The sequence below is a fragment of the Caulobacter sp. BK020 genome (genome assembly GCF_004342605.1).
GTDB lineage: Bacteria > Pseudomonadota > Alphaproteobacteria > Caulobacterales > Caulobacteraceae > Caulobacter.
Genome location: NZ_SLZL01000005.1, coordinates 14,198 through 36,305 on the forward strand (window position 1 = coordinate 14,198; position 22,108 = coordinate 36,305).

Genomic DNA, 22,108 nt, shown 5'->3' on the forward strand with positions numbered 1-22,108 from the left:
CTCGCAGCGCTCGCGTTGGCGTCGACGGCGGGAGCGGCCCCGAAGACACCGGCCATGGACAAGACAGTCGTGCTCTGGCGCCGCGCGGACCCGGCAGCTGGCCAATCAGGTCCGCGTCTCCGATTTTGGCTGATCGACGACCGCCAACGTCAATTGCCGCCGTCGGCGGCGCCCCGCTCCGCCTTCCAAACAACGGCGCGATGCGGACCCTCGATGGCGATCTTCTCTGAGCCAGACGGCCGACACCGGGTTAGAATCCCTGCCGAATAGCGATCTGCACAAGACGCGGCTCGCCATAGATCATTGATGTCGCGGTGATGCCCGGCGTGATGGCCCCTCCTCCCGCGGCGTAGGCCTTGTCGAACAGGTTGTTGATGGTGGCCGAGATCTTCAGGTCATCGCGGCCGGGCGGCCGGAAGACCAATCCCAGGCTGGCGATCGAATAGGCCCTCTGCAATCCGTTCGTGTCGTGCGCCCGCTCCACGTAGCGGACGGGGCCACTGCGATAGAGGTCGGCCCAGCTGTCCAGTCGCCCCAGACGAGGGGAGCGGATCACGGGCCATTCCACGGCCGCGCGCAGACTGTACGGCGGCGTGTAGGAAAATCGCAGACCGGTGGGATTGGTTGGCGTCAAGCTCGCCAGAACGGCCGGAATGGCGAGAGAGGTGAAACGGGCTCGGGTCAAGGTTCCCGTCAGCGTGAAGGTCGGCCCGTTCGTCCGGCGCGCGCGCACTTCGGTCTCCAGGCCGCCGATCGTCGCTGCCCCGGCGTTGATGATCAGATAGGGCGGGTCGTTCCTCGACTGATTATCAAGGTCGAAATTGGCCGGCGGAAAGACCGCGCGCTGGATGCCGTCCGAGCGACCGACAAAGGCGGCTGCGTCGACGCCGTGGCTCCAGTCGCCATGCGTCGCGGCCCATTTGAAGCCGAGCTCGACGTCAGTGACACGCTCGGGTGCATAGGCCTGGTAGGACGCCAGCGCCGCGGCGAAGACCGGCGCGTTGACGCCGCCGGCGCGATAGCCTCGCCGGGTCACGGCGTAGAGGATGGCGTTCGACCAGCCGCGATAGGTCAGGCCCAGGCTCCAGCTCGGCGCCGACGAGCGCGTAGCGCTGCGCGCGCCGCAGGCCGCCGCCGAAATGTCCGGACTGGGCGCGGCGACGCGCGCAAAGCAGGCGCTGGAACGATCGACCGTGTAGCGGAAGCCGGCCTCGACCTCCCAATCTCGCGGCAACGCGTGTGTAAGATCGACGAAACCCGCCTGGCTCTCACCCCAGCGGTACTGGAATTCCAGCTGCGACGGATTGGCGGACGTCACCGCGCTCCACCACTGGGTCTTCTGCAAGCCGTTCGGACGGCTATCCAGATAGAAGAACCCCGCTTGCCAGCGGGTCTCTCCGCGGATCCCGACCACGCGCAATTCCTGGGTGAACTGCTGGGTGTCGATCTGGCGGATGGTCTGATTGAGCGATAGCGGCGAGCCGTCGATATCCTGCGCGCCGTAGAGAGCGATCCGTCGGAACGCGGTCAACGCGCGGACATCCAGATCACCGCGCCGCCAGTCCAACCGCAGCGTGGCGCCGTCGTTGCGGCGGTTCGAGCGCGGAGCCAGGTCGACGCGGGTCCTGCGCGGTCCCATGGTGCGCTGGTCCTGCAGCGCCTGGTCGATGTCGCAACCGGCACGGCCGCAGTCGAAATAGGGCGTGGCGTCTTCGGTGCGGGCCGAACCACCGCCGGTGACGTCCGGAGGATTGGGATAGACGCCGTACAAGATGTTGGCCGTACCGGTCTCCCAGGCCCTGAAACTGTCCAGGACCAACAGCGCCGACAGCGGCCCCGCCGGCCGGTAGGCCAGGGACAGCCGGGCCGAGACCTGGCGGCGGTCGTCCAGGTCGTCGCCGACGCCGAGGTTCTCGACCAGCCCGTCGCGCGTGAGTCCATAGAGCGCCATCCGCCCGGCGAAGACCCCATCCGCGGCTGCGAAATCCCGGGCCAGCTCGACCTCGCGCAGGTCTCGGCTGCCGGTCGCCAACCGCAGATAGCCGTCCTGTCCTGGCTCGTTGGTGCGGATCAGCAGAGCCCCGCCGGTCGTGTTGCGCCCGAAGAGCACGCCCTGCGGGCCGCGCAACACCTGCGCCTTGGAGATGTCGAACAGCGGCAGGACCGAGCCGTTGTTGGGCAGCGGCGCCTCGTTCAGATAGGTGATGACCGATAGGGCCGACTCTCCGGAGGTCGCGCGTCTCTGCCCCCGGATCACCAGGGTCGGCGTGTCGGTGGTGATCTGGCCAGCGGCGGTCAGTCCCAGAGCGCCCTGACGAAGGGCCAAAACGCCATCCCCGCCAAACCGTTCAAGATCGGCCGACGACACTACGGACACCGACGCGGGCACGTCGATCAGCCGCTCGTCGCGCCGACGGGCCTGGACGATCACCAGGTCCAGCGTGTCGGGAGGTTCGGTCGGCGGCGCGAACGATGAGGCGGCCCGCGTCCCCGGGACGGCGCCCTGTCGCCGCGGGGCTGCTCTGGCGACCACGAAGGCCGAGGGCCCGATCCGCCGCACCCGCAGGCCGCTGCCGCGCACCAAACGCCGCAAGGCCCGCTCGGCGCCCTCCTCGCCCTGGGCGCCGGACGAGCTCAACGCCGCCACCGCTTCCGGCGCGAACAGCACGTCGACGCCGGTTTGTTTGGCATAGGCCTGCAAGGCTTCGCCCATGGATCCGGCCGGGACGCTGTAGCGGGAGGCGGCGGCGAACGCGGGAGAAATGCTGGCCAGCAGCCCCGCCGCGACCCAGACCGCGGCGACGCGGCTAGTCCGCCGTGGCACCGGAATCCCTGGCCAAAGAGAGCACGATCGCCCCATCGGCCGCGCGACCGATCGCAAGGTCATGCACCGCCGCGGCCGCCCGGGCGAAGGCCTCCGGATCGTCGCCGCGGAAGGCGCCGCTGATGTGCAGGTCCCGCGCCGCGCCCGTGACAATGACCTTCCGCCCACCGCGTCGGTTCAGTTCCGCCGTGGCGGCCTCCAGCGTCTCGCCGCGGAGCACCAGCCGTCCTTCGCGCCAGGCCGTGGCGGCGGCGACGTCCTCCGACGAAACCTGCTCGCGCCCCTTCGCGTCGGCGACCATGACCTGACCCGGCGACAGCTCGACAGGGCGTCCAGCCCCGGCGGCGTCCCGCACCTGCACCCGCCCTCTCAGCAGCGCGACCCGCAAGGGCGCCGTCGGCGCGGCCAGATCGACCTCGAACGCCGTGCCCAGGGCTCGGATCACATGACCGCCGCCCGTGACCTCGAAGGGCCGGCTCGCGTCGTGGGCCACGTCGAAGAACGCCCGCCCACGGGTCAAGGCGACCTCGCGCGTCCGTCGCCCCATCGCCGCCTGAACCTCCGCGCCGCCATCAAGGCTGACCCGCGAGCCATCGGCCAGCAGGATGTTCGTCGGCCTTCCCGACGCGGCGGCATAGGTCACCGCGGCCGGCGCCTGGCCCATCCGCCACGCCAGGCCCGCGCCGCCAACCAGGACAGTCGCGCCGACCAGACCGGCGGCGAGCAGGCCGAACGCGCGACGCGGGCGCCGGACCGCGCCGCTGCGCACAGCGTGGCGCGCCCTGGCCAGTTCCAGGTCGAGCCCGCCCATGGCGGCGGCGGCGTCGACCAGTCCCCCGACCTCGCCCATATCGTCATAGGCCCGGGCGTGCACCGGATCGGCCTCCAGCCAGGCTGTCAACGCCCGATCGTCGGCCGCGCTCCAGCCCGGCGCGGCCTTGCGTTCATGCCAGGTCGCAGCCGCGTCGTAGACATCGCTCCTGTCATGATCGTTGGCGGGCGTCTGGATCGTGGGCGTCATGGCCTGCGGACCCGTCGCGTCAGGTGGGCCATAGCTCGCCGCACATCCTTCTCCACGGTGCTGACCGACATGTTCAGCGCGCCGGCTATATCCTGATGGCGCATGCCGTCCACCCGATGGAGCAGGAAGACATTGCGGGTCCGCTCAGGCAGATCGGCCAGGGCTTCGCGCACCAGGGCCAGGGTCTGGCGGTCGATCAGCGCCTGTTCAGGACTGGCCGGCCTCTGAGGCGCGCTGGCGTCCTCGGTTTCGGCCGCCGCCTCGCGCCGCACCTGCCGGTGGCGAGCCCGATCGCGGATCAGATTGGCGGCGGTCTGGAAAAGATAGGCATCGAGCCGCTCGATCGCCTCGCCCGGGGTTCTCCGCGCGAAGCGGACGAAGACCTCCTGCACGATGTCGTCCACATCTGCATCCTGTCCGATGCGCGAAGCCACGAACCGGCGCAACGTCCCCTCGTGTCGCCGCACGACGAGATCGACATCGCCCAGCTGAACTCGACTGAGTGCTGACTGCCCGGACACTCCGCTCTCCCATCGCACGCGTTTCGGCTAGTCGAACGGACCGGCGAGCGGATGTCATCGCGACCGCCTTTTCCGACATTCACCCCCGACGCCCACGATTTGATCAGACCACGCCCATTCGGCGCGCACCAGCCGCCAGCCTGGCGTCAGCACCAGAACAGCAAAAAAAGACTGGAGGGCGATCCCCCCTCGGCCGTCTTGCGCCTGGAACCGGCCTCATGGCCGGACGCAATAGAGGGGATCGATCTTGAACCGTACAGCTTCCGGCGCCTTCCGGCGCGCCGCCCTGGCCACCACCGCTTTCGCCGCCCTGCTGGGCGCCCAGGCCCGCGCCCAGGACGCTGGCCAGCCCGCCATCGCGCTCGACGAGGTCGTGGTGACGGCCCTCAAGCGCCAGACCAATCTGCAGGACACCCCGCTCAGCATCTCGGCAGTCGGCGAGACGACGCTGAGCCGACTGGGCGCGACGGGCATCAACGACTATTTCCGCCAGGTTCCGAACCTCAATCTCGACGGCAACACCCCATCGAACCGCCGCCTGACCCTGCGCGGGGTGCGCAGCGCCGGCGAGGCCACCACCGGCCTCTATTACGACGAGACACCGCTTACCGGCCCAACCGGCACCACCCAGGACGCTGGCTCGACCACCCCCGACATCAACCTGTTCGACGTCCAGCGCGTCGAGGTGCTGCGCGGCCCGCAAGGCACGCTGTATGGTTCGGGCTCGATGGGCGGCACCCTGCGGGTGATCTTCAACAAGGCCGACACCCACGCCTACGCCGGCGCGGTCGAGGGTCAAGCCACGACCACCAAGAGCGGCGACGCCGGCTACTACGCCAAGGGCATGGTCAACGTGCCGCTGATCCAGGACAAGCTGGGCGCGCGTCTGGTGCTCTACCGCGAGGAACGCGGCGGCTATGTCGACAGCGTCCCGCTGAAGAAGAACGACATCAACGGCTCGGCCTCCAGCGGCGGCCGCCTGATGCTGACCTTCACCCCGACCGAGGACCTGACGATCCGCGCCACGGCGGCCCAGCAGAAGGAGTCGATCGACGGCCAGGCAAGCTGGTCCGAGGCCGCCGGCCGCTACAGGTCCGATCGCAAGACCATCGCCCCCAGCAACTCCAAGCTGGCGCTCTACAACGTCACCGCCGAGTGGGACCTGCACTTCGCGACGCTGACGGCGACGTCCTCGTACTACAAGTGGAAGATGCTGCGGAACAGCGACTGGACCAACAACATCGCCAACAACCGCACCAGCAGCGCCGCCTGCGGCCGCTATTTCGGCCTGTCGGGCGCGACCTGCAGCAGCGCGCAGCTCTCGCAGTACACCGCCTGGGCGGACTCGCGCGGCCCGGCTGTCTCCTGGCAGCCGATGAGCCTGAAGACCTGGACCCATGAGGCCCGCCTTAACGGCGACCTGTTCGAGGGCAAGCTCGACTGGACCGGTGGTGTCTACTACGAGACCCGCAAGGACCACGTCGACAGCATCCAGACCCACGCCAACGCCGTCACCGGCGAGGCCGTCCGGCCTTTCGACCCGCTCGGCGCGCGCTACATCGACAACGACGTCAAGCAGACCGCCCTGTTCGGAGAGCTGGCCTACCACCTCACCGACGCCCTGACCGTCACCGGCGGCGCCCGCCGCTTCGACTACAGCAAGACCGTGGCTGGCGCGGTGACGATCGGCAACGTCATCTCCAATTCGCCGGTGACGGCGCCCAGCCAGGTTGACGCCAGCGCCAAGGGCTGGGTCGAACGGATCAACGTCTCCTATGAGTTTGACAAGAATCTGATGGTCTACGCCCAGGCCTCGAAGGGCTTCCGCCCCGGCGGCGCCAACAACATCCCGGGCCTGACCAGCGGTCTCGTGCCGTTCCAGCCCGACAGCCTGTGGAACTACGAAGCCGGCGTGAAGAGCGACTGGTTCGACCGCCGCCTGACGGTGAACCTGTCGGCCTACCAGATCGACTGGAGCAATATCCAGGTCCAGGCCCAGGCCAATGTCGGGGCCAACTTCTTCATCATCACCAACGCCGGCGCGGCCCGCATTCGCGGCATCGAGTTGGAGACGACCTTGCGCCCGATCACCGGCCTGACGATCACCGGCGCCCTGGGCGTCTCCGACGCCAAGCTGACCGAAGACCAGACCAACTCGTCGGTGACGGTGTCGGGCTCGACCGGCCTGCGGGGCGACCGCCTGCCGTTCGTACCCAAGGTCAGCGGCTCGTTGGGGGCCGACTATCTGTGGCAGATCGGCGACGGCCTGAACGGCCTTATCCACCTCGACGCCAGCTACACCTGCAAGACCGCCTCGCAGTTCCGCCCGACCTACGTCTACTACGAGAAAATTCCGGCCTATTCGGTTTTGGGCGCCCGCGTGGGCGTCGAAGGCGACGGCTGGGGCGCCTACGCCTTCGCCCAGAACCTAACCAATTCGGTCGGCCCGGTGTCGATCACCTCGGCCGCTGGCGCGCTCGACCAGGTCGTCAGTCTCACGCCGCGCGTACTGGGCGTAATGGTCCGCCGCAGCTTCTGAGCCCGTTCATTCGTACACACAGAAAGATCGCTCCATGAGTAAACGCATGACCTCGGCGGCCCTGATCGCCCTCCTTTGCGCCGTCGCCGCCCCGGCCCTCGCCCAGACCAAGCCAGCCCCGCCCCCAGGGGAGTTTGGCAATATCCGCCCGCCCGCGCCGACCTCCCCCTTCGCCAAGCAGGCCAAGTCCCTCCTCGCCAGCAAGAGCTTCAAGGTCGCCAAGGACGCCCTGGCCGCCGGCTACGACCAGACCGTGGCCGACATCGTCACCCTGACCGAAATCCCGGCCCCGCCGTTCGGCGAGGCCGAGAAAGGCAAGGCCTACTTAGCTATGCTGGCCAAGGAAGGCCTGACCGATCTGGAGACCGACGCGGCCGGCAATGTGATGGGCTTGCGCAAAGGAACCGGCGGCGGCGGCTTGCTGGTGGTGGCCGCCCACCTCGACACCGTGTTCCCAGCCGGCACGGACGTGAAGGTCCGCCGCGACGGCGACAAGCTCTACGCGCCCGGTGTCGGCGACGACACGGTGGGCCTGGCCTCGATCCTGGCCATCCTGCGCGCCATCAACGCCGCCGGGATCCAGACCAGGAGCGACATCCTTTTTGTCGGCGACGTGGGCGAGGAAGGCCCCGGCGACCTGCGCGGAATGAAGGAGCTGTTCCTCAAGGGGCGCTACAAGGACCGGATCGACGCCTTCATCTCGCTGGAGCCCAGCGGCCCGACCGTCATCGTCAACGGCGGCGTCGGCTCCAAGCGCTACAAGACCACCTTCAAGGGTCCCGGCGGCCACAGCATGGGCGACTTCGGCACGGTCAATCCGGCCTTCGCCCTGGCCGATGCGGCCAAGCAGTTCGGCGAACTGAAAGTCCCGAGCGATCCACGGACGGTCTACAACATCGGCCTGCTGGAGGGCGGCACCTCGGTCAACTCGATCCCCTTCTCGGTGGCGATGACCGTCGACATGCGCTCGTCCGGCGCGGCCGAACTGAAGGCGGTCGAGGACGCCTACCTGGCCATCCTGCCCAAGGCCGTGGAGGCCGAGAACGCCGCCCGCTCGACGAAGCGCGGCCCGATCGTCCTCGACAACAGGATGGTCGGCGATCGGCCCGTGGGCGAAACGCCGATCTCCGCCCCGTTCGTGCAGCGGATCGCGGCCGTCGGCGACGCCCTGGGCAAGCCGATGGGCTATGTGGCCGGTTCGACCGACGCCAACATCCCGATGAGCCTAGGCAAGCCCGCCGTCACCCTCGGCGCGGGTTTCGTCACCTTCCGCGCTCACTCCCTGGAGGAAGGCATGGAGGTCAACAAGGCGCGGGACGTCGAGAGCATCGCCACGACCATGGCGCAGATCCTGATGGCCGCGACCCCAAACTAGCGACCACCTGAGCGGGCCCGATCGCGTTCGGGCCCGCTCGCACCTCGACAGCGATCGCCGCACAAACCGCGCGGGGCGCTTTGGCTAAACAGCGCTACCCGAGATCGCGCACGAAGCGTTCGCTCGCCGGCAAATCGCCGAGGACTCAGCCGCCGCCGTGGAAGAACATGAATCCCGACAGAACGCCCTTGGCGCCTGCTGGACGCAAGACGGTGAGCTTCAGCGGCTTGCCGTCTGCAATAATCGTCGTCTCGCTGATATCAACGGGCGTCAGCTTTGCGACGGCTTGCGCGATCGCCCGCGCATCGGCGCGCGAAAGCGCCTCGAGGGGCGGGCCGCCAGCTTCCAGGAGATGACAACTGATGAGTTGCCCAGTAAGGCCGTGGTCGGCCAAGGGCCGGTCATGCAGCCTGCGCGTAGGCGACCCGGAATCCGACGTGGGAGGTCCCAAGATCCATTTCCTGCGCCTGCCAGGCCGCTGGCCGGAAATTGGCGCAGTAGTTGAAGGCGCAGAGGAACGAGCCGCCCTTGATCAGCCGCTCGTCCGCGCGATTGGCTGCGGCGCTGGAGGTCCATTCCCAGACATTGCCGATCATGTCCCGAAGACCGAAGGCGTTGGCGGGAAAGCAGCCGACCGGAGCCAAGCCCGTGAAATGATCCTCACCGCTCTGGCTGAGCGGGAACTCGCCTTGCCAGGTGTTGGCGATCGGAAGGCCCTTCGAGTCGTAGGCCCAAGCGCTGGGCGTTCGCGGACCGTCCTGGTCGCCGCGCGCGGCGCGCTCCCACTGGGCCTCGGAGGGCAGGACACCGCCCGCCCAGCGCGCATAGGCCGCCGCATCCTCGTAGGCGACGTGGACCACCGGCTCGTCCGCCCTGGCCAGGTCGTCGGCCGCGCCGCCGTGGGGGTGGCGCCAGGACGCGCCGCGCACGAACCGCCACCATTGGCCCGCATCATCGCCCGAAAGCCCCTCGGGCTGGACGAAGACCGCCGAACCTCCCTCCCGCTCAGCCTGAGTGACGTAGCCGGTCGCGGCCACGAAGGCGGCGAACTGACGATTGGTCACCTCATGCCGGTCGATCCAGAAACCCTCGACACGCACGGAGCGGCCTGGCCGGCTGGGCCCGTCCTCGCCGAGATCGGTCGATCCGGCGGGCACGAAGGCGCGGCCGTCCTGGACGTGACATCCGCCCGGCGGATCGGTGCGAATCGCGGCCAGATCGGTTCTCACCGGGTCGAGCGGCGCGAAGCCCGCCACTCCCGCGCCACCGATCAGCGCGACGACCGCGAGCGCCAGGCGACCCATCACCGCCCAGCCGCCTTGGCCGCTCCGCCAGTGTCGGCCGGCCCGACCGGCGGCAGGACGACGCCGTTGTCGGCGGCGTACTGGTTCCAGGCCTCGATCAGTTCCTTGAGCTTTGCGGGCTGGTGCTGGGCCAGATCCGTCGTCTCGCCCGGATCGGCCTTGAGGTCGAAGAGTTCCCAGTTGGCCGGCAGCACCGCGTCGCGCGAATAGGCCGCCCCGCCCGGTGCGCTGGGCAGGTAGACGGCCTTCCAGTCGCCGCGTCGCACGGCTCGCCGGAAGAACAGTTCCCACGAGGTGGTGTCGCTTGCGGTCCGCACCGCCGTGGCCTGGGCCGTCAGCACCGGAACCCACGAACGGCCGATAGTCGGGGCCACGGCTCGGCCGCGATAGGTCTGCGGACGCGACACGCCCGCCAGCTCCAGCACGGTGGCCTCGACATCGGAAACATGCGTCAGGGCGTCGATGATGCGTCCGCTGTGGGCCACGCCGGGTCCTTCGACAATGGCCGGAGTGTGGATGCCGCCTTCGGTGGTGTAGCCCTTGACCTGCCGGCTCGGAGCGGTCGCCGCCTGAGCCCAACCGGGGCCGTAGCCGAAATGGGAATTGGCCTTGCCCAGGTTGTCGAAGCTGTTGTCGACATCGAGCTTGGCCAGCTTGGCCGGATCGGTGACGCCGCGCACGGTGTCGATGCGCGTACCCTCGGCCCCGTTGTCGGACAGGAAGACGATGACGGTGTTGTCGTACTGGCCATTGGCCTTGAGGGCGGCGACCACCTTGCCGACATTCTGGTCGAGCCGGTCGACCATGGCCGCGTAGACCTCCATCTTTCGCGCCTCGGTCTTCTTCTGTTCGGGCGTGAGCGAGGCCCAGGCCGGCGTGTCGACCAGGGCGTGCGGCTTGACCTCCTTAGCCACCAGCCCCAGCGCCTTGAGCCGGGCCAGGCGTTGGTCGCGCAACGCCTCGTAGCCGGCGTCGTAACGCCCCTTGTACTTGGCGATGGTCTCGGGCGGCGCCTGCAGCGGCCAGTGCGGTTCGGTAAAGGTCAGATAGGCGAAGAACGGGCGGCTGTCGCTCCTGGACTCGTTCAGGAAATCCACCATCCGGTCGCCGTAGAAGTCGGCCGAATAGACGCCCTTGGGATAGGTGACGACCTTACCGTCGGCACGGAAGGTCGAGGCCGCGCCGGCGGCCTTGTAGGTCTCGTCCTGGTCGGCGCCGAAGTGGTTTTGCAGGCCCTGCAGCAGCGCCCAGGACCGCTCGAACCCGCGGGCGGCTGGCGACTGGTCGTCGGCCAGACCCAAATGCCACTTGCCCGCCTGCAGAGTGCGATAGCCGGCGTCGCGCAGCAGCTCCGCGACCGTCACCGAGCGGTCGTTGAGATAGCCTTCGTAGCCGGGCTTGCCCTGCTGGGCGGGCGTCAGAACCTCGGCCATCGAGCCCAGGCCCACCTGGTGATTGTCCGAGCCCGTCAGCAGCATCGAGCGGGTCGGCGAGCAGGTCGGGGCCGTGTGGAAACCGGACAGGCGCACTCCGGCCTTGGCCAGGGCGTCGAGGTTTGGCGTTTCTATCTCGCCACCGAACGCGCCAAGGTCAGAATAGCCCAAGTCATCGGCCACGATGATCAAGAAATTCGGCCGCCTCGCCACCGACGCGGCACTCGTCGCCGGCGCGGTTTCCGCGGCCAGGGCCGCAGCGCCCGTCAGGCCGAAGACGGCCGTCATCGCGCCAGCCAGGAGCCGGCCGCGCAGCTTCGATCGATGGTTGATCATCGCCAATACCCTCATGTTTGCTCGGTTCCTAAGCTCCTGGCCCCTGGAACGTCGCCGCAAAAATTGCCGGCCCGGCCCGCAGAATTTCTCTAAAGCCGATGGAATTGGTTGGATTTAGGAGGGACATCGATCGCGAGGGGGATGCATCTGCGAGGGGCCCGCCGACAGCGTTATCCGTTCTTGAGCGGACTTTGCGATCTCTTTGGCGTTACAAGGGGATCAATCCGATGTCGTTACAAGAATATATCGACCGCCAGTCCAATACTGGCGGCATGAGCACTCATGTAGGTTCGGCTTCACGCCGCCTGCTGCTCGCGGCTTCATGCCTGGCGCTCACGCTGGGCGCGGGCCAGGCCTTGGCCGAAGCGCCGACCGCAACGACCATCGCCGCCGAGACGGCCGAGGCTAGCACCGGCCTCGAAGCCGTGGTCGTCACCGCCCGTCGGCGCGACGAAGACGCCCAGACCGTGCCGATCGCCGTGTCGGCCTTCGGCGCAGCGCAATTGGAAGCCACCCGCACCTACAATGTGCGCGACCTTCAGCAGTTGTCGCCGAGCCTGAGCGTCAGCGTGACCAACCCGCGCAACACCAGCATCAACATCCGGGGCCTTGGCAACAACGTCTCGGTTTACAACGACGGGCTGCAGGCCGCCGTCGGCGTCTATCTCGACCAGATCTATCTGGGTCGCCCGGGACAGGCTGTGTTCGACCTAGCTGACATCGACTCGATCCAGGTGCTGCGCGGTCCGCAGGGCACCCTCTTTGGCAAGAACACTTCGGCCGGAGCGTTGGTGGTGTCGACTAAGATCCCGACCTTCACGCCCGAGTACGCCGGCGACGTCTCGGTCGGAAACTTCGGCTACGTCCAGGCCCACGCCGTGGCTTCGGGACCGCTGATCGCCGACAAGCTGGCCTTCCGCGTCGCCCTGGCCGACACCCAGCGCGACGGCTACATGACCAATGTCCATGACGGCTCCAGGACCCAGGACTATCACGACTTCGGCGGTCGCCTGCAGTTGCTGGCCAAGCCGAACGAGCGACTGACCGCGCGTCTGAGCGTCGACTATGGCCAGCAGATCTCCAACACCAGCGCCACGGTGCTGACCGGCCTGCTGACCAACTACGCCGACTCCGGCGCGGCCTATCCGAACGGATACTACGCCAGAGCCGCGCGCATCGGCTTCACGCCGCTGGCCATCGATCCCGGCGCGCGCAAAGTCTCGACCGACACCAAGAACAGCTATTTCGAAACGCATGGCGGCGCCTCGGCCATCGTCGATTACGCCCTGCCCAGCGCGACGATCACCTCGGTCACCGGCTGGCGCGCCTGGCATTGGCGGCCGCACAACGACGCCGACGGCACCACCCTGCCCGCGGCGATCGACTTCCACCAGGACAACGACCAGCAGCAGTGGAGCCAGGAACTGCGCATTCGCTCCGAGGGCGACCGGACCGTCGACTATGTCGCCGGCGGCTACCTCTTCTGGCAGAAGGTCAAGGCCCTGGCCGTCAACCAGTATGGCTCCTATGGCGCCGACTGGTTCCTGGCCCCGGCCGCCGGCTCGGCCACGGTGCGGGCCGCGGCGCTCAACAATTACCGCTTCGAAAGCCGCTCGAGCCCGCTGACCAAGAGCGCGGCTGTGTTCGCCCAGGCCACCTGGCACGTCACCGACCGCTTCGACGTCACCGGCGGCCTGCGCTACACCGACGAGAGCATGACCGGCTACTTCCGGCAGACGGCCAAGGGCTCGGACATCAGCGCGCTCAGCGCCGCCGACCAGGCCGCCGTCCGGGCGCTGCGGGCTCGGTTCGGCGCGGCCAACAGCTTCTCGGCCAAGACCTCGGGGGACAGCCTCACCGGCAGCCTCAACCTGGCCTACACATTCGACGACGGCGTCCTGGCCTACGCCAGCTACGCCAGGGGCTACAAGGCCGGCGGCCTCAACCTCTCCAACATCAACACCGCCGGGGCCAACGCCGTCGATCCGGTGATCGCTCCGGAAACGATCGACAGCTACGAGGCCGGCCTCAAGAGCATCTGGTTCGATCGTCGCCTGACAGCGAACCTGGCGCTGTTCTGGACCAACGACGACCAGTACCAGACCACCCAGGTCAATCTGATCAACAACGCAAGCTTCCTGACAAACGCCGGCAGCGTGCGCAGCCGCGGCGTCGAACTGGACCTGCGCGCCGCGCCGGCCGAGGGCCTGACGCTCTACGGCTCGGCCACCTATGACGACGCCAGCTATACCCGCTACAGGCAGGCGGCCTGCCCGATCGAGATCCAGTTGACCACCTACTGTGATCTCACCGGTCGCCGACTGCCCGGCGTATCGCTCTGGGCCGCTTCGGGCGGCGGCGAGTATCGTCGCCCGGCAGGGGCCTGGAAGGACAAGGCGCTGGAGGCCTATGGCGGTTTCGACGTCAACTATCGCTCGGCCTACTACACCACCGCGGCGGACTCCGAATATTCGAAGATCCCCGGCTATGCTCTCGTCAATCTGCGGCTGGGCATCACGGCCGAAGATGGGTCCTGGGACCTTCAGGTCTGGGGCCGCAACGTCTTCGACAAGCTCTATTACCTGTCTTTGGCGGCGGCCAATACGGGGGCGGTCAGCGGCACGCTGGGTGATCCGCGGACCTTTGGTCTGACGCTCCGGGCCCGATACTGAAACTGGGGCGCCGCAGTCGATCCGCCGGCTGCGGCGCTTGCCTTGCGTCCTATCCGCCCCGGATCCGGATGTTCGGTCGGCCTCGCAATCGCCAACCTCAATCAATCGATCGCGGGCAGGTCCGTCACCGCGACCGTCGGCCCTCCCGAGCCGTTCCAACGAAACAGGACGAGATGCCAGCGCTCCCGGGCCGAACGCGCCGTGTAGATCATCCCGTCGGCGTCGCTCGCCCGAACGACCTCGGCCAGTTTCCAGCTGTCCGCCCGATCGCCGCGCGACCTCTGGGGCCGCCATGGGATGGCTGCATCCTCGGCGTTGATCGACAGGGCTGCGCAATGGCTCGCCTTGCGCAGATCGACGATTTTGGCGCGGTCAACCTTGAGAGGGACCGTCGAGCGCGGCGGGTCGCCAGCACGGCGATAAACATCAATCGCCCTGGCCGCCCATTCCGCGCTCGGCGACAGATACAGCGCCGGCTGGCCATCGTGGTGGAAGCGCCCTTCCGGACTCTTCGCACCATCGAGCACAACGGACCGGTCCGCTTCGAACAGGACGCGATAGAACCTCCCGCTGATCTCGTCCCACACCTTCGCCATCGGCTCGCCCCAGACGCTACTCCGCTGCGGCCAACAGACCTTCCGACGCCGACAGCGCCTGATCGAGGTCGGATATGATGTCGTCGATGTGCTCCAGCCCGATCGACAGGCGCACGTAGCCATCGGAGACGCCGGTCGCCAGCTGGTCCTCCGCGCTGAGCTGCGAGTGCGTCGTCGAGGCCGGGTGGATCGCCAGGCTGCGCGCGTCGCCGATATTGGCCACGTGGTAGAACAGCTTGAGGCTGTCGATGAACCGCCGCCCGGCCTCGCGCCCGCCGACCAGCTCGAAGCCGACCAGACCGCCGTAGCCGCTGGAAAGGTAGCGGTCGGCGCGCTCGCGCCGCAAACCGTTCTGGGTCGATGGATGGATGACCCTCACCACCTCGGGACGGCTGGCCAGGAAGTCGGCAACGGCCTGGGCGTTCTGCGAGTGACGGGCGATCCGCAGCGGCAAGGTCTCCAGCCCCTGCAGGATCTGAAAGGCGTTGAACGGCGACAGCGCCGCGCCCAGGTCGCGCAGCAACACTGTGCGGGCGCGTAGGATGTAGGCGATGGGCCCGAGCGGCTTGGCCGCCTGGGCCCAAACCGCGCCATGGTAGCTGGGGTCGGGCGTGTTCAGCAGCGGCTGGCGTTCCGGATGGGCCTCCCAGTCGAAATTGCCGCCGTCGATGATGACCCCGCCGATCGAGGTGCCGTGGCCGCCGATGTACTTGGTGGTCGAATAGACCACGATCGCCGCGCCGTGCTCGAACGGCCGGGCCAGCAGCGGGGCGGCGGTGTTGTCGACGATCAGCGGCACGCCCAGCTTGCGGCCGATCGCGGCGACCTCGGCGATCGGGAACACCGTAAGCTTCGGGTTGGGCAGGGTCTCGGCGTAATAGGCGCGGGTGCGTGCGTCGGTGGCGCGAGCGAAGGCCTCCGGATCTTCCGGATCGACGAAGCGGACCTCGATCCCCTGGTCGCGCAAGGTGTTGGCGAACAGGTTCCAGGTGCCGCCATAGAGGTCGGTCGAGCTGACGACGTTGTCGCCCGTTCGCGCCAGATTCTGCAGGGCGAAGGCCGAGGCGGCCTGGCCCGACGCCACCGCCAGGGCCGCCGCGCCGCCCTCCAGCGCGGCCAGGCGCTGCTCCAGGATGTCGATCGTCGGATTGCCGATGCGCGTATAGATGTTGCCCAGCTGGCGCAGCGCGAACAGGTCCGAGGCGTGTTCGGTGCTTTGGAACTGGTACGAGGTCGTCTGGTAGATCGGCGGGGCCACCGCGCCCGTGGTCGGATCGGCCCGCCAGCCCGCGTGCAGGGCCAGCGTCTCGGGATGCAGCTTGCGATCGGACATCGAGGGTCTCCTGCTTTCGACAGAGCCTTGAGCGTAGCGCCGCCAATACCCTACTTGCGCGATCGATATTCTCGACATGCAGGTAGAAAACCTATGTTCGCACCAAGCCGATTAGCGCCAACAACTGACGTTGGCCGACATCGTCCATCGTCAATCGTTCAAGGTTGATCAGGCCTTGGTGGGCACGAGCGTGGATCGACCGCTCAGAGCGCCCCAGCCCCAACGGCAGGCGGACGAACCACGGCAGAGCCAGCAGCAACAGCCGACCCGCCGCGAAGAAGCTGATCGAGATGTCCTGCGCCGTGGGCTGGCCCCGCGCCGCAGCGCCAACAGGCTTTGCGACATCACCGCCGCCAGCGCCGCGCCCAGGCTTGGGGCCAGCTGAACCCTGCTCGCCAGGGCGCCGGCGCCGCCCAGGTCGCGGTCGGGCGCCTCAGCGGAGCAGAGCGATCCGCCCGCCCCGACGATCAAGCCTGCGGGCCGACGGGTTCGCCCCACCTCATTCCAAATCGGTGATCACGCCGCCGCCCGACAGCGCCAGCCCCCGGAGACACAAGACGAGCGAGGCCGAACGGCTTGTCCGCGCGGATCTGGGCATTTCGTTTGGAATGACGCCAATATGAAACGATTCATCACCTTATCGCCAATTTCACAGGCACTCGCCTGAGCCATGGCGAAATCGTCAACAAATTCCGACTTCTTGGATTGAAGTTATTATTGAAACGTTTCACTTTCGTTGGGTCGGGCGCCGCGTGGCGGCCCGGATTTGGGGAGAGACCATGAGACGTTCAGCCCTTCCAGTATCGCTTCTGGCGATGATCGCGGCGTCGAGCGCCCACGCGCAGGCGATGCCCGACCAAGCTTCGTCGGGCGTCCAAGCGCTCGACGAAATCGTCGTCACCGCTCAAAAGCGCAGCCAGAACCTTCGCGACGTGCCGCTGTCGGTGAGCGCCACGAGCGGCGAGGCGCTACGCGCCGTTACCGCATCGGGTGATGACATTCGGGTGCTGTCGGGCCGCATTCCCAACCTGAACGCCGAATCCACGTTCGGCCGCGTCTATCCGCGCTTCTATATCCGCGGCCTGGGCAATTCGGACTTCACGCTTAACGCGTCCCAGCCGGTGGCGATGTACTACGACGAAGTCGTGCTGGAGAATTCCGTCCTCAAGGGCATGCCCGCCTTCGATCTGGAGCGCATCGAGGTGCTGCGCGGACCGCAAGGATCGCTCTGGGGCAAGAACGCCACGGCCGGCGCTATTCATCTGGTGTCCCGCAAGCCGACGCAGGAGACCGAAGGCTATGGCCGCGTCAGCTATGGACGCTTCAACAGCTACAACCTGGAAGCCGCCCTCGGCGGGGCGGTGGCGCAGGACACGCTGAGCGCTCGCGTCTCCGTGCTCTATCAGCACCGCGATCCGTGGGTGAAAAACATCGTCACCGGCAACAAGCTGGACGGCTACGACGACCTGGCGTTTCGCGCCCAGCTCCTGTGGACGCCGATGGCGAAGTTCGACGCCCTGTTCCAGGTCTATGGTCGTTCGCTGGATGGCAGCTCGACGCTGTTCAACGGCCGGGGCGTCGACGCCCAGTACGGCGTACTGCCCTTCAACAAGTACAACATCGCCCTGGAGAGCGATCACCAGAGCGACCAGAAGGTCCACGAGCGCGGCGTCACGCTGAACGCCACCTACGATCTGGGCGGCGCCAAGCTGACCAGCATCAGCGCCTATGTGGACGGCGACATGTTCTCGGTAGGCGATATCGACGGGTCTCCGCGGCCAGCCCTGATCAACACCACCAAGGTCGACAAGCTGCAGCAGTTCACGCAGGAGGTTCGCTTGGCTTCCGACAGCGGCGGACCCCTGTCCTGGCAGGTCGGCGGCCACTATTTCGAGGAATGGCTGCGCTATGCCAACCTCACCGCCAACAACACCTTCCAGACCGCCGACGGCCAGCCAGGCTTCGGCGCCTATCAGAAGGCGCGGCAACAGAGCCGCAGCGCGGCCGTATTCGGCCAGATCACCTATAGCCTCACCGACAGCCTGAAGGTGACGGGCGGGCTGCGCTACACCGCCGACAAGGTCGACTTCAGCCAGGATTCGTCGTCGTTCACGCCCAAGGCGAGCGACCTGACCGCCGTCCCGAACTTCACCACCGATCCGTTCTACCGGGCGGGCGAGCGCGGCCCGGGGCCATGGTTCCTGCCTCGCTATTCGGCCGAGGGCGGCAAATGGCGCAAGCTGACCTGGGACGGCAGCCTGGCCTATCGGCTCAACGACGCGGTCAATCTCTATGGCCGTGTCGCACGCGGTTACCACGCGGGCGTGATCACCGGCCAGGCGATGTTCGACCCGCTGCAGAAGGCCGGCCCCGAGACGGTGACGTCCTATGAGGCCGGCGCAAAGATCCAGGGGTTCGACCGGCGGCTGACGGCCAACCTGTCGGTGTTCAAGTACATCTACGACGACATGCAGCTGGTCGCCTACAACCGCACGGGAAACGGCGTCGATCGCATCAGCCTGATCAACGCCAAGGGCGGCAAGGGTCACGGGTTCGAGTTCGAAGGCACGCTGATCGTCACCTCGGAGCTGAAGGTCTCGGCCAATCTGGGCTATGTCGACACCAAGATCAGTGGCCCGACTCTGATCGCCGATCCGCGCGCCGCCGGCGCCCAGCTCGACATCACCGGCCAGCCGTTCCCGTTCGCGTCCAAGTGGACGGGCTCGGTTTCGGCCGAGTACGCCCATGCCCTGGACGATGACGCCACCGTCTTCCTGGCGACCGACTGGTCCTATCGCGGCGACGAGAACTTCTCGCTGACCAGCGGCGTCCAACCAGACCTGCGCGGCGAAGGCTATTGGGAAGGCGGCGCGCGGGCTGGGTATCGCTTCAAGCAGAGCGAAATCTCGGTGTGGGCCCGCAACATCACCGATGTCTCGCGCCTGACCAGCGCCGTCACCGTCAACGGCTATGCGGGGGTCTTCACCAATCCGCGAACCTACGGCGTCCAGCTGTCGACCCGGTTCTGAGGGGCAAGCCGCGTCTTAGCGTTGACCATGGAGCCCGCCGCGCCCGCGGCGGGCTCCTTCATTCAGGGGTGGTCGACGACCCTGCTCTGGCCGAGCCACGCGGCCTTGTCGTCGAGCGACATGAACGATGCGGCCAGGCTGTTGCGGGCCAGCTGCGCCAGATCGGCGCGGGAAAGGCCAAGCGCCCGGGCGACCCGCACGTAGTTGTCGACGAGATAGCCGCCGAAATAGGCCGGATCGTCCGAGTTGATGGTGACCACCAAGCCGGCGTCGATCATCCGCCGCAGGGGATGCTCCTCCAGCCTGTCGACGACGCACAGCTTGAGATTGGACAGCGGACAGACGGTCAGAGGCACGTGATCGCGCGCCAGCCGCGCGATCAGAGCGGGATCCTCCAAGGCCCGATTGCCGTGATCGATCCGATCGACCCGCAGGATGTCGAGCGCCTGCCAGACATAGGCCGGCGGCCCCTCCTCCCCGGCATGGGCGACGACCTTCAGCCCCAGTTCGCGCGCCGCGGTGAAAACGCGCGCGAACTTCTCGGGCGGATGGCCCAGCTCCGAGGAGTCCAGGCCGACACCGTCGATGTGCGCCAGGAACGGCATGGCCGCTTCCAGGGTCGCGAAGGCGGCGGCCTCGTCGAGATGGCGCAGGAAGCAGAGGATGAGCTTGGAGGTCACGCCCAGTCGCGTGCGGGCTTCGTCCATGCCCGTGACCAAGCCCTGTACGACCTCGGCCATGGGAACGCCGCGGACAATGTGGGTCTGGGGATCGAAGAAGAGTTCGGCGTGGACGCCGCCATCGGCGGCCAGACGCTCGAAATAGGCGATGGCGAGGTCGGTGAAGTCCCGTGCGGTCCGCAATGAGCCGGCGCCCTCGTAATAGATGTCCAGGAAGGCTTGCAGGTTCGAGAAGCCATAGGCCGCTCGCACCGCCTCAGCGCTGCCGAAGCGGATCGGCGTGCGGTTGCGCTCCGCCAGCTGGAACATCAGTTCCGGCTCCAGCGTGCCCTCGATGTGCACGTGAAGCTCGGCCTTGGGGAGGCCGCGAACAAAGGCCTCCAGACCGTCGTCATGGGCTTGGGTCATCGCGCGCCTCAGATCGTCTGGCCGCTGGCCGCCCAGTCGACCATGAACTGCTTGAGGCCGCTGGCGGTCAGGGGATGATTGAAGAGCTCAGTGAACAAGGCCACCGGCAGGGTGGCGCAATCGGCTCCAGCGAGGGCGGCGGCCTTGACGTGCGCCACGCTCCGGGCGGAGGCCGCCAGGATCTTGGTTTCGAATGCATAGTTGTCGTAGACGGTCCTGATCTCGCCGATCAGGCTTGAGCCGTCGAAGCCATAGTCATCCAGCCGTCCGATGAAGGGCGAAACGTAGGTCGCCCCCGCCTTGGCGGCCAGCAAGGCCTGACCGACGGAGAAGCACAGCGTCACATTGGTCGAGAGGCCTTCGGCGGCGAGCGCGGAGCACGCGATCAGGCCGTCACGAGTCAGCGGCAGCTTGACGACCACGTTCGAGGCCAGGGCGGCCAGTTTGCGCCCCTCGGCGATCATGGCGTCGGCCTCGGCGGCCACCACCTCGGCGCTGACCGGGCCGCCGACCGCCTCGCAAATCTCCACGATCACGTCGATCATCGAGCGATTGGCCTTGGCGACCAGGGTAGGGTTGGTGGTCACCCCGTCGACCAGTCCCGTAGCGGCGAGGTGGCGGATCAGTTCGGCGTCCGTACTGTCGAGGAAAATCTGCATGGAGAAGCTCGGCGGAAGGGCGATCCCAAGCGCGGGAACAAACATCACCTTGACACCGTGACCGCAATAATGAAACGTTTAAGTTAGCTTTTCATCCAGGGGGTCTCCGTGTTGAACGAAGAGTTTGGACGCGGCCTCCTGGGGGTGGCGGCATTCTTGGGCTTGGCCTGGGTCTTCTGCGAGAACCGCGCCGGCTTCAGGCTTCGAACCTTGCTGATCGGGCTCGCGATCCAGGCTCTCCTGGCCTTCGTCCTGACGCGGGCGCCGGTCGCCCTGACTTTTTTCAAGGGGGTCACCCACGTCGTCGACAGCGTCCAGTCCGCCGCCACCGCGGGAACAAGCTTCATGTTCGGCTATCTCGGCGGCGCGCCGCCTCCCTATGTGCGCGGCCAGACCGGCTCGACCTTCATCTTCGCCTTTCAAGCCCTGCCCGCGATCCTGATGGTCGGGGGGCTTTCGGCCCTGCTCTGGCATTGGAAGATCCTGATCTGGATCGTTCGTGGCGCGGCGTGGCTGTTCAGTCGCGCCTTCCAGGTCAGCGGACCGGTCGCCGTCTCGACCTCGGCCTGCATTTTCCTGGGCATGGTCGAGGCGCCGCTTCTGGTCCGCCCCCTTTTGCCCAAGCTCACCCGCGGCGAGCTCTTCATCATCATGGTCGACGGCCTGTCGGTCGTGGCCGGCTCGACCATGCTGCTGCTGGGCGCGATGATGGCGACCCGCATCCCCGACGCGTTCACCCATTTGCTGACCGGCTCGATCGTCACCACGCCGATGGCGATCGCCCTGGCCAAGGCCATGGTTCCAAGTCCGCCCAGCCCCTTGCAGGCCATGGAGCTGAGCTCGCCCTACCGCAGCAGCCTGGAAGCCATGACCTTCGGCACGCTCGACGCCGTCAAGATGGTCATCAATATCGCGGGCCTGCTGATCGTCTTCGTCTCGGCGATCGCCCTGGTCGACAAGGGCCTGACGCTGATCCCCCACAGCGGCGCGCCGATCAGTCTCAACCTGGTGTTCGGCAAGCTGCTGGCCCCGGTCGCCTGGCTGATGGGCGCGCCGATGAAGGATCTTGAGCAGATCGGGGCCCTGCTGGGCCTGAAGGTCATGGCCAATGAGGTGGTCGCCTATAGCCACCTGATCGAGCTCCCGGCCGGTGCGATGGCCCCCAAGTCCGAACTGATCGCCACCTACGCCCTTTGCAGCTTCGGCAACCTCGGCAGCGTGGCGATCATGATCGGTTCGCTGTCGACCATGGTCCCTGAGAAGGTCGCCGAGGTGGTTGATCTGGGCTTCCGCGCCCTGTTCGCGGCCTTCCTGGCCACCTGCCTGACCGGCACGATCATGGGCCTGCTCTCGGCCTTCTAGGCAGAAAAGGGGCGCG

16 protein-coding genes are annotated in these 22,108 nt (G+C 67.3%); 6 read left to right on the forward strand and 10 right to left on the reverse strand.

The window, feature by feature from the left end; genetic code table 11:
• Window positions 1-250 precede the first annotated feature (250 nt).
• The 3 genes from EV278_RS07425 to EV278_RS07435 are packed head-to-tail and all read right to left on the reverse strand — an operon-like array spanning window position 251 to window position 4,366.
• Window positions 251-2,824 carry a TonB-dependent receptor gene (locus EV278_RS07425; RefSeq protein WP_132088826.1) on the reverse strand — a complete coding sequence of 858 codons (2,574 nt, stop codon included), beginning with the start codon at window positions 2,822-2,824 and terminating at the stop codon, window positions 251-253.
• Entirely contained in the window at window positions 2,808-3,845 is a 1,038-nt protein-coding gene (locus EV278_RS07430) for a FecR domain-containing protein (protein WP_132088828.1), read from the reverse strand. Before EV278_RS07430 ends, EV278_RS07425 begins: the two co-directional genes overlap by 17 nt.
• Entirely contained in the window at window positions 3,842-4,366 is a 525-nt protein-coding gene (locus tag EV278_RS07435; RefSeq protein WP_165916554.1) for a sigma-70 family RNA polymerase sigma factor, read from the reverse strand. The genes EV278_RS07430 and EV278_RS07435 overlap by 4 nt, the downstream gene beginning before the upstream one ends.
• Before the next feature lie 247 nt (window positions 4,367-4,613).
• Between EV278_RS07435 and EV278_RS07440 the strand changes: the two genes are divergently transcribed.
• Together EV278_RS07440 and EV278_RS07445 are read left to right on the forward strand one after the other, a co-directional pair.
• Window positions 4,614-6,905 (forward strand): TonB-dependent receptor, encoded by a 2,292-nt coding sequence (locus tag EV278_RS07440; RefSeq protein ID WP_132088834.1) that lies wholly within the window; start codon window positions 4,614-4,616, stop codon window positions 6,903-6,905.
• Window positions 6,906-6,939: 34 nt separating this feature from the next.
• A complete protein-coding gene (locus EV278_RS07445) occupies window positions 6,940-8,280 on the forward strand; it encodes a M20/M25/M40 family metallo-hydrolase (protein ID WP_132088836.1) in 1,341 nt (446 codons plus the stop codon).
• 145 nt (window positions 8,281-8,425) lie between these two features.
• Here the strand turns inward: EV278_RS07445 and EV278_RS07450 are convergent, their stop codons facing one another.
• The 3 genes from EV278_RS07450 to EV278_RS07460 are packed head-to-tail and all read right to left on the reverse strand — an operon-like array spanning window position 8,426 to window position 11,200.
• Window positions 8,426-8,674: a hypothetical protein gene (locus EV278_RS07450; protein WP_207905448.1), complete on the reverse strand. Its 249-nt coding sequence runs from the start codon at window positions 8,672-8,674 to the stop codon at window positions 8,426-8,428.
• Window positions 8,675-8,681: 7 nt separating this feature from the next.
• Complete coding sequence (locus tag EV278_RS07455) at window positions 8,682-9,584, reverse strand: formylglycine-generating enzyme family protein (RefSeq protein WP_132088839.1); 903 nt, start codon at window positions 9,582-9,584, stop codon at window positions 8,682-8,684.
• Entirely contained in the window at window positions 9,584-11,200 is a 1,617-nt protein-coding gene (locus EV278_RS07460) for a sulfatase-like hydrolase/transferase (RefSeq protein WP_243692123.1), read from the reverse strand. Before EV278_RS07460 ends, EV278_RS07455 begins: the two co-directional genes overlap by 1 nt.
• A gap of 1 nt (window position 11,201) precedes the next feature.
• Here EV278_RS07460 and EV278_RS23935 point away from each other — a divergent pair, with 1 nt between their 5' ends.
• Both EV278_RS23935 and EV278_RS07465 read left to right on the forward strand, forming a co-directional pair.
• Complete coding sequence (locus EV278_RS23935) at window positions 11,202-11,471, forward strand: hypothetical protein (protein WP_165916552.1); 270 nt, start codon at window positions 11,202-11,204, stop codon at window positions 11,469-11,471.
• 109 nt (window positions 11,472-11,580) lie between these two features.
• The gene (locus EV278_RS07465) at window positions 11,581-14,025 is read left to right on the forward strand and encodes a TonB-dependent receptor (protein ID WP_207905449.1); all 2,445 of its coding nucleotides are present in this window, start codon (window positions 11,581-11,583) and stop codon (window positions 14,023-14,025) included.
• A gap of 101 nt (window positions 14,026-14,126) precedes the next feature.
• Here the strand turns inward: EV278_RS07465 and EV278_RS07470 are convergent, their stop codons facing one another.
• Complete coding sequence (locus EV278_RS07470) at window positions 14,127-14,621, reverse strand: RES family NAD+ phosphorylase (protein ID WP_165916555.1); 495 nt, start codon at window positions 14,619-14,621, stop codon at window positions 14,127-14,129.
• Window positions 14,622-14,637: 16 nt separating this feature from the next.
• Window positions 14,638-15,954 (reverse strand): PLP-dependent transferase, encoded by a 1,317-nt coding sequence (locus EV278_RS07475; protein ID WP_132088844.1) that lies wholly within the window; start codon window positions 15,952-15,954, stop codon window positions 14,638-14,640.
• A gap of 848 nt (window positions 15,955-16,802) precedes the next feature.
• On the opposite strand from EV278_RS07475, the gene EV278_RS07480 reads away from it, so the two are divergent.
• Window positions 16,803-18,983 carry a TonB-dependent receptor gene (locus EV278_RS07480; RefSeq protein ID WP_165916556.1) on the forward strand — a complete coding sequence of 727 codons (2,181 nt, stop codon included), beginning with the start codon at window positions 16,803-16,805 and terminating at the stop codon, window positions 18,981-18,983.
• A 62-nt stretch (window positions 18,984-19,045) separates the two neighbouring features.
• On the opposite strand, the gene EV278_RS07485 is transcribed toward EV278_RS07480, so the two are convergent.
• Complete coding sequence (locus EV278_RS07485) at window positions 19,046-20,071, reverse strand: adenosine deaminase (RefSeq protein WP_132088849.1); 1,026 nt, start codon at window positions 20,069-20,071, stop codon at window positions 19,046-19,048.
• Between the two features lie 8 nt (window positions 20,072-20,079).
• Entirely contained in the window at window positions 20,080-20,730 is a 651-nt protein-coding gene (gene fsa, locus EV278_RS07490; protein ID WP_132088852.1) for a fructose-6-phosphate aldolase, read from the reverse strand.
• A gap of 144 nt (window positions 20,731-20,874) precedes the next feature.
• Here fsa and EV278_RS07495 point away from each other — a divergent pair, with 144 nt between their 5' ends.
• On the forward strand, window positions 20,875-22,092 hold the full coding sequence (locus EV278_RS07495; protein WP_243692124.1) for a nucleoside transporter C-terminal domain-containing protein: 1,218 nt from the start codon (window positions 20,875-20,877) through the stop codon (window positions 22,090-22,092).
• Window positions 22,093-22,108 lie beyond the last annotated feature (16 nt).

Bases quoted from the DNA above. Each gene is read 5' to 3' on its own strand.
- EV278_RS07430 (WP_132088828.1), bottom strand. From the start codon at position 3,845: ATGACGCCCACGATCCAGACGCCCGCCAACGATCATGACAGGAGCGAT.
- EV278_RS07445 (WP_132088836.1), top strand. From the start codon at position 6,940: ATGAGTAAACGCATGACCTCGGCGGCCCTGATCGCCCTCCTTTGCGCC.
- EV278_RS07455 (WP_132088839.1), bottom strand. From the start codon at position 9,584: ATGGGTCGCCTGGCGCTCGCGGTCGTCGCGCTGATCGGTGGCGCGGGA.
- EV278_RS23935 (WP_165916552.1), top strand. From the start codon at position 11,202: ATGATCAAGAAATTCGGCCGCCTCGCCACCGACGCGGCACTCGTCGCC.
- EV278_RS07465 (WP_207905449.1), top strand. From the start codon at position 11,581: ATGTCGTTACAAGAATATATCGACCGCCAGTCCAATACTGGCGGCATG.
- EV278_RS07470 (WP_165916555.1), bottom strand. From the start codon at position 14,621: ATGGCGAAGGTGTGGGACGAGATCAGCGGGAGGTTCTATCGCGTCCTG.
- EV278_RS07475 (WP_132088844.1), bottom strand. From the start codon at position 15,954: ATGTCCGATCGCAAGCTGCATCCCGAGACGCTGGCCCTGCACGCGGGC.
- EV278_RS07480 (WP_165916556.1), top strand. From the start codon at position 16,803: ATGCCCGACCAAGCTTCGTCGGGCGTCCAAGCGCTCGACGAAATCGTC.
- EV278_RS07485 (WP_132088849.1), bottom strand. From the start codon at position 20,071: ATGACCCAAGCCCATGACGACGGTCTGGAGGCCTTTGTTCGCGGCCTC.
- fsa (WP_132088852.1), bottom strand. From the start codon at position 20,730: ATGCAGATTTTCCTCGACAGTACGGACGCCGAACTGATCCGCCACCTC.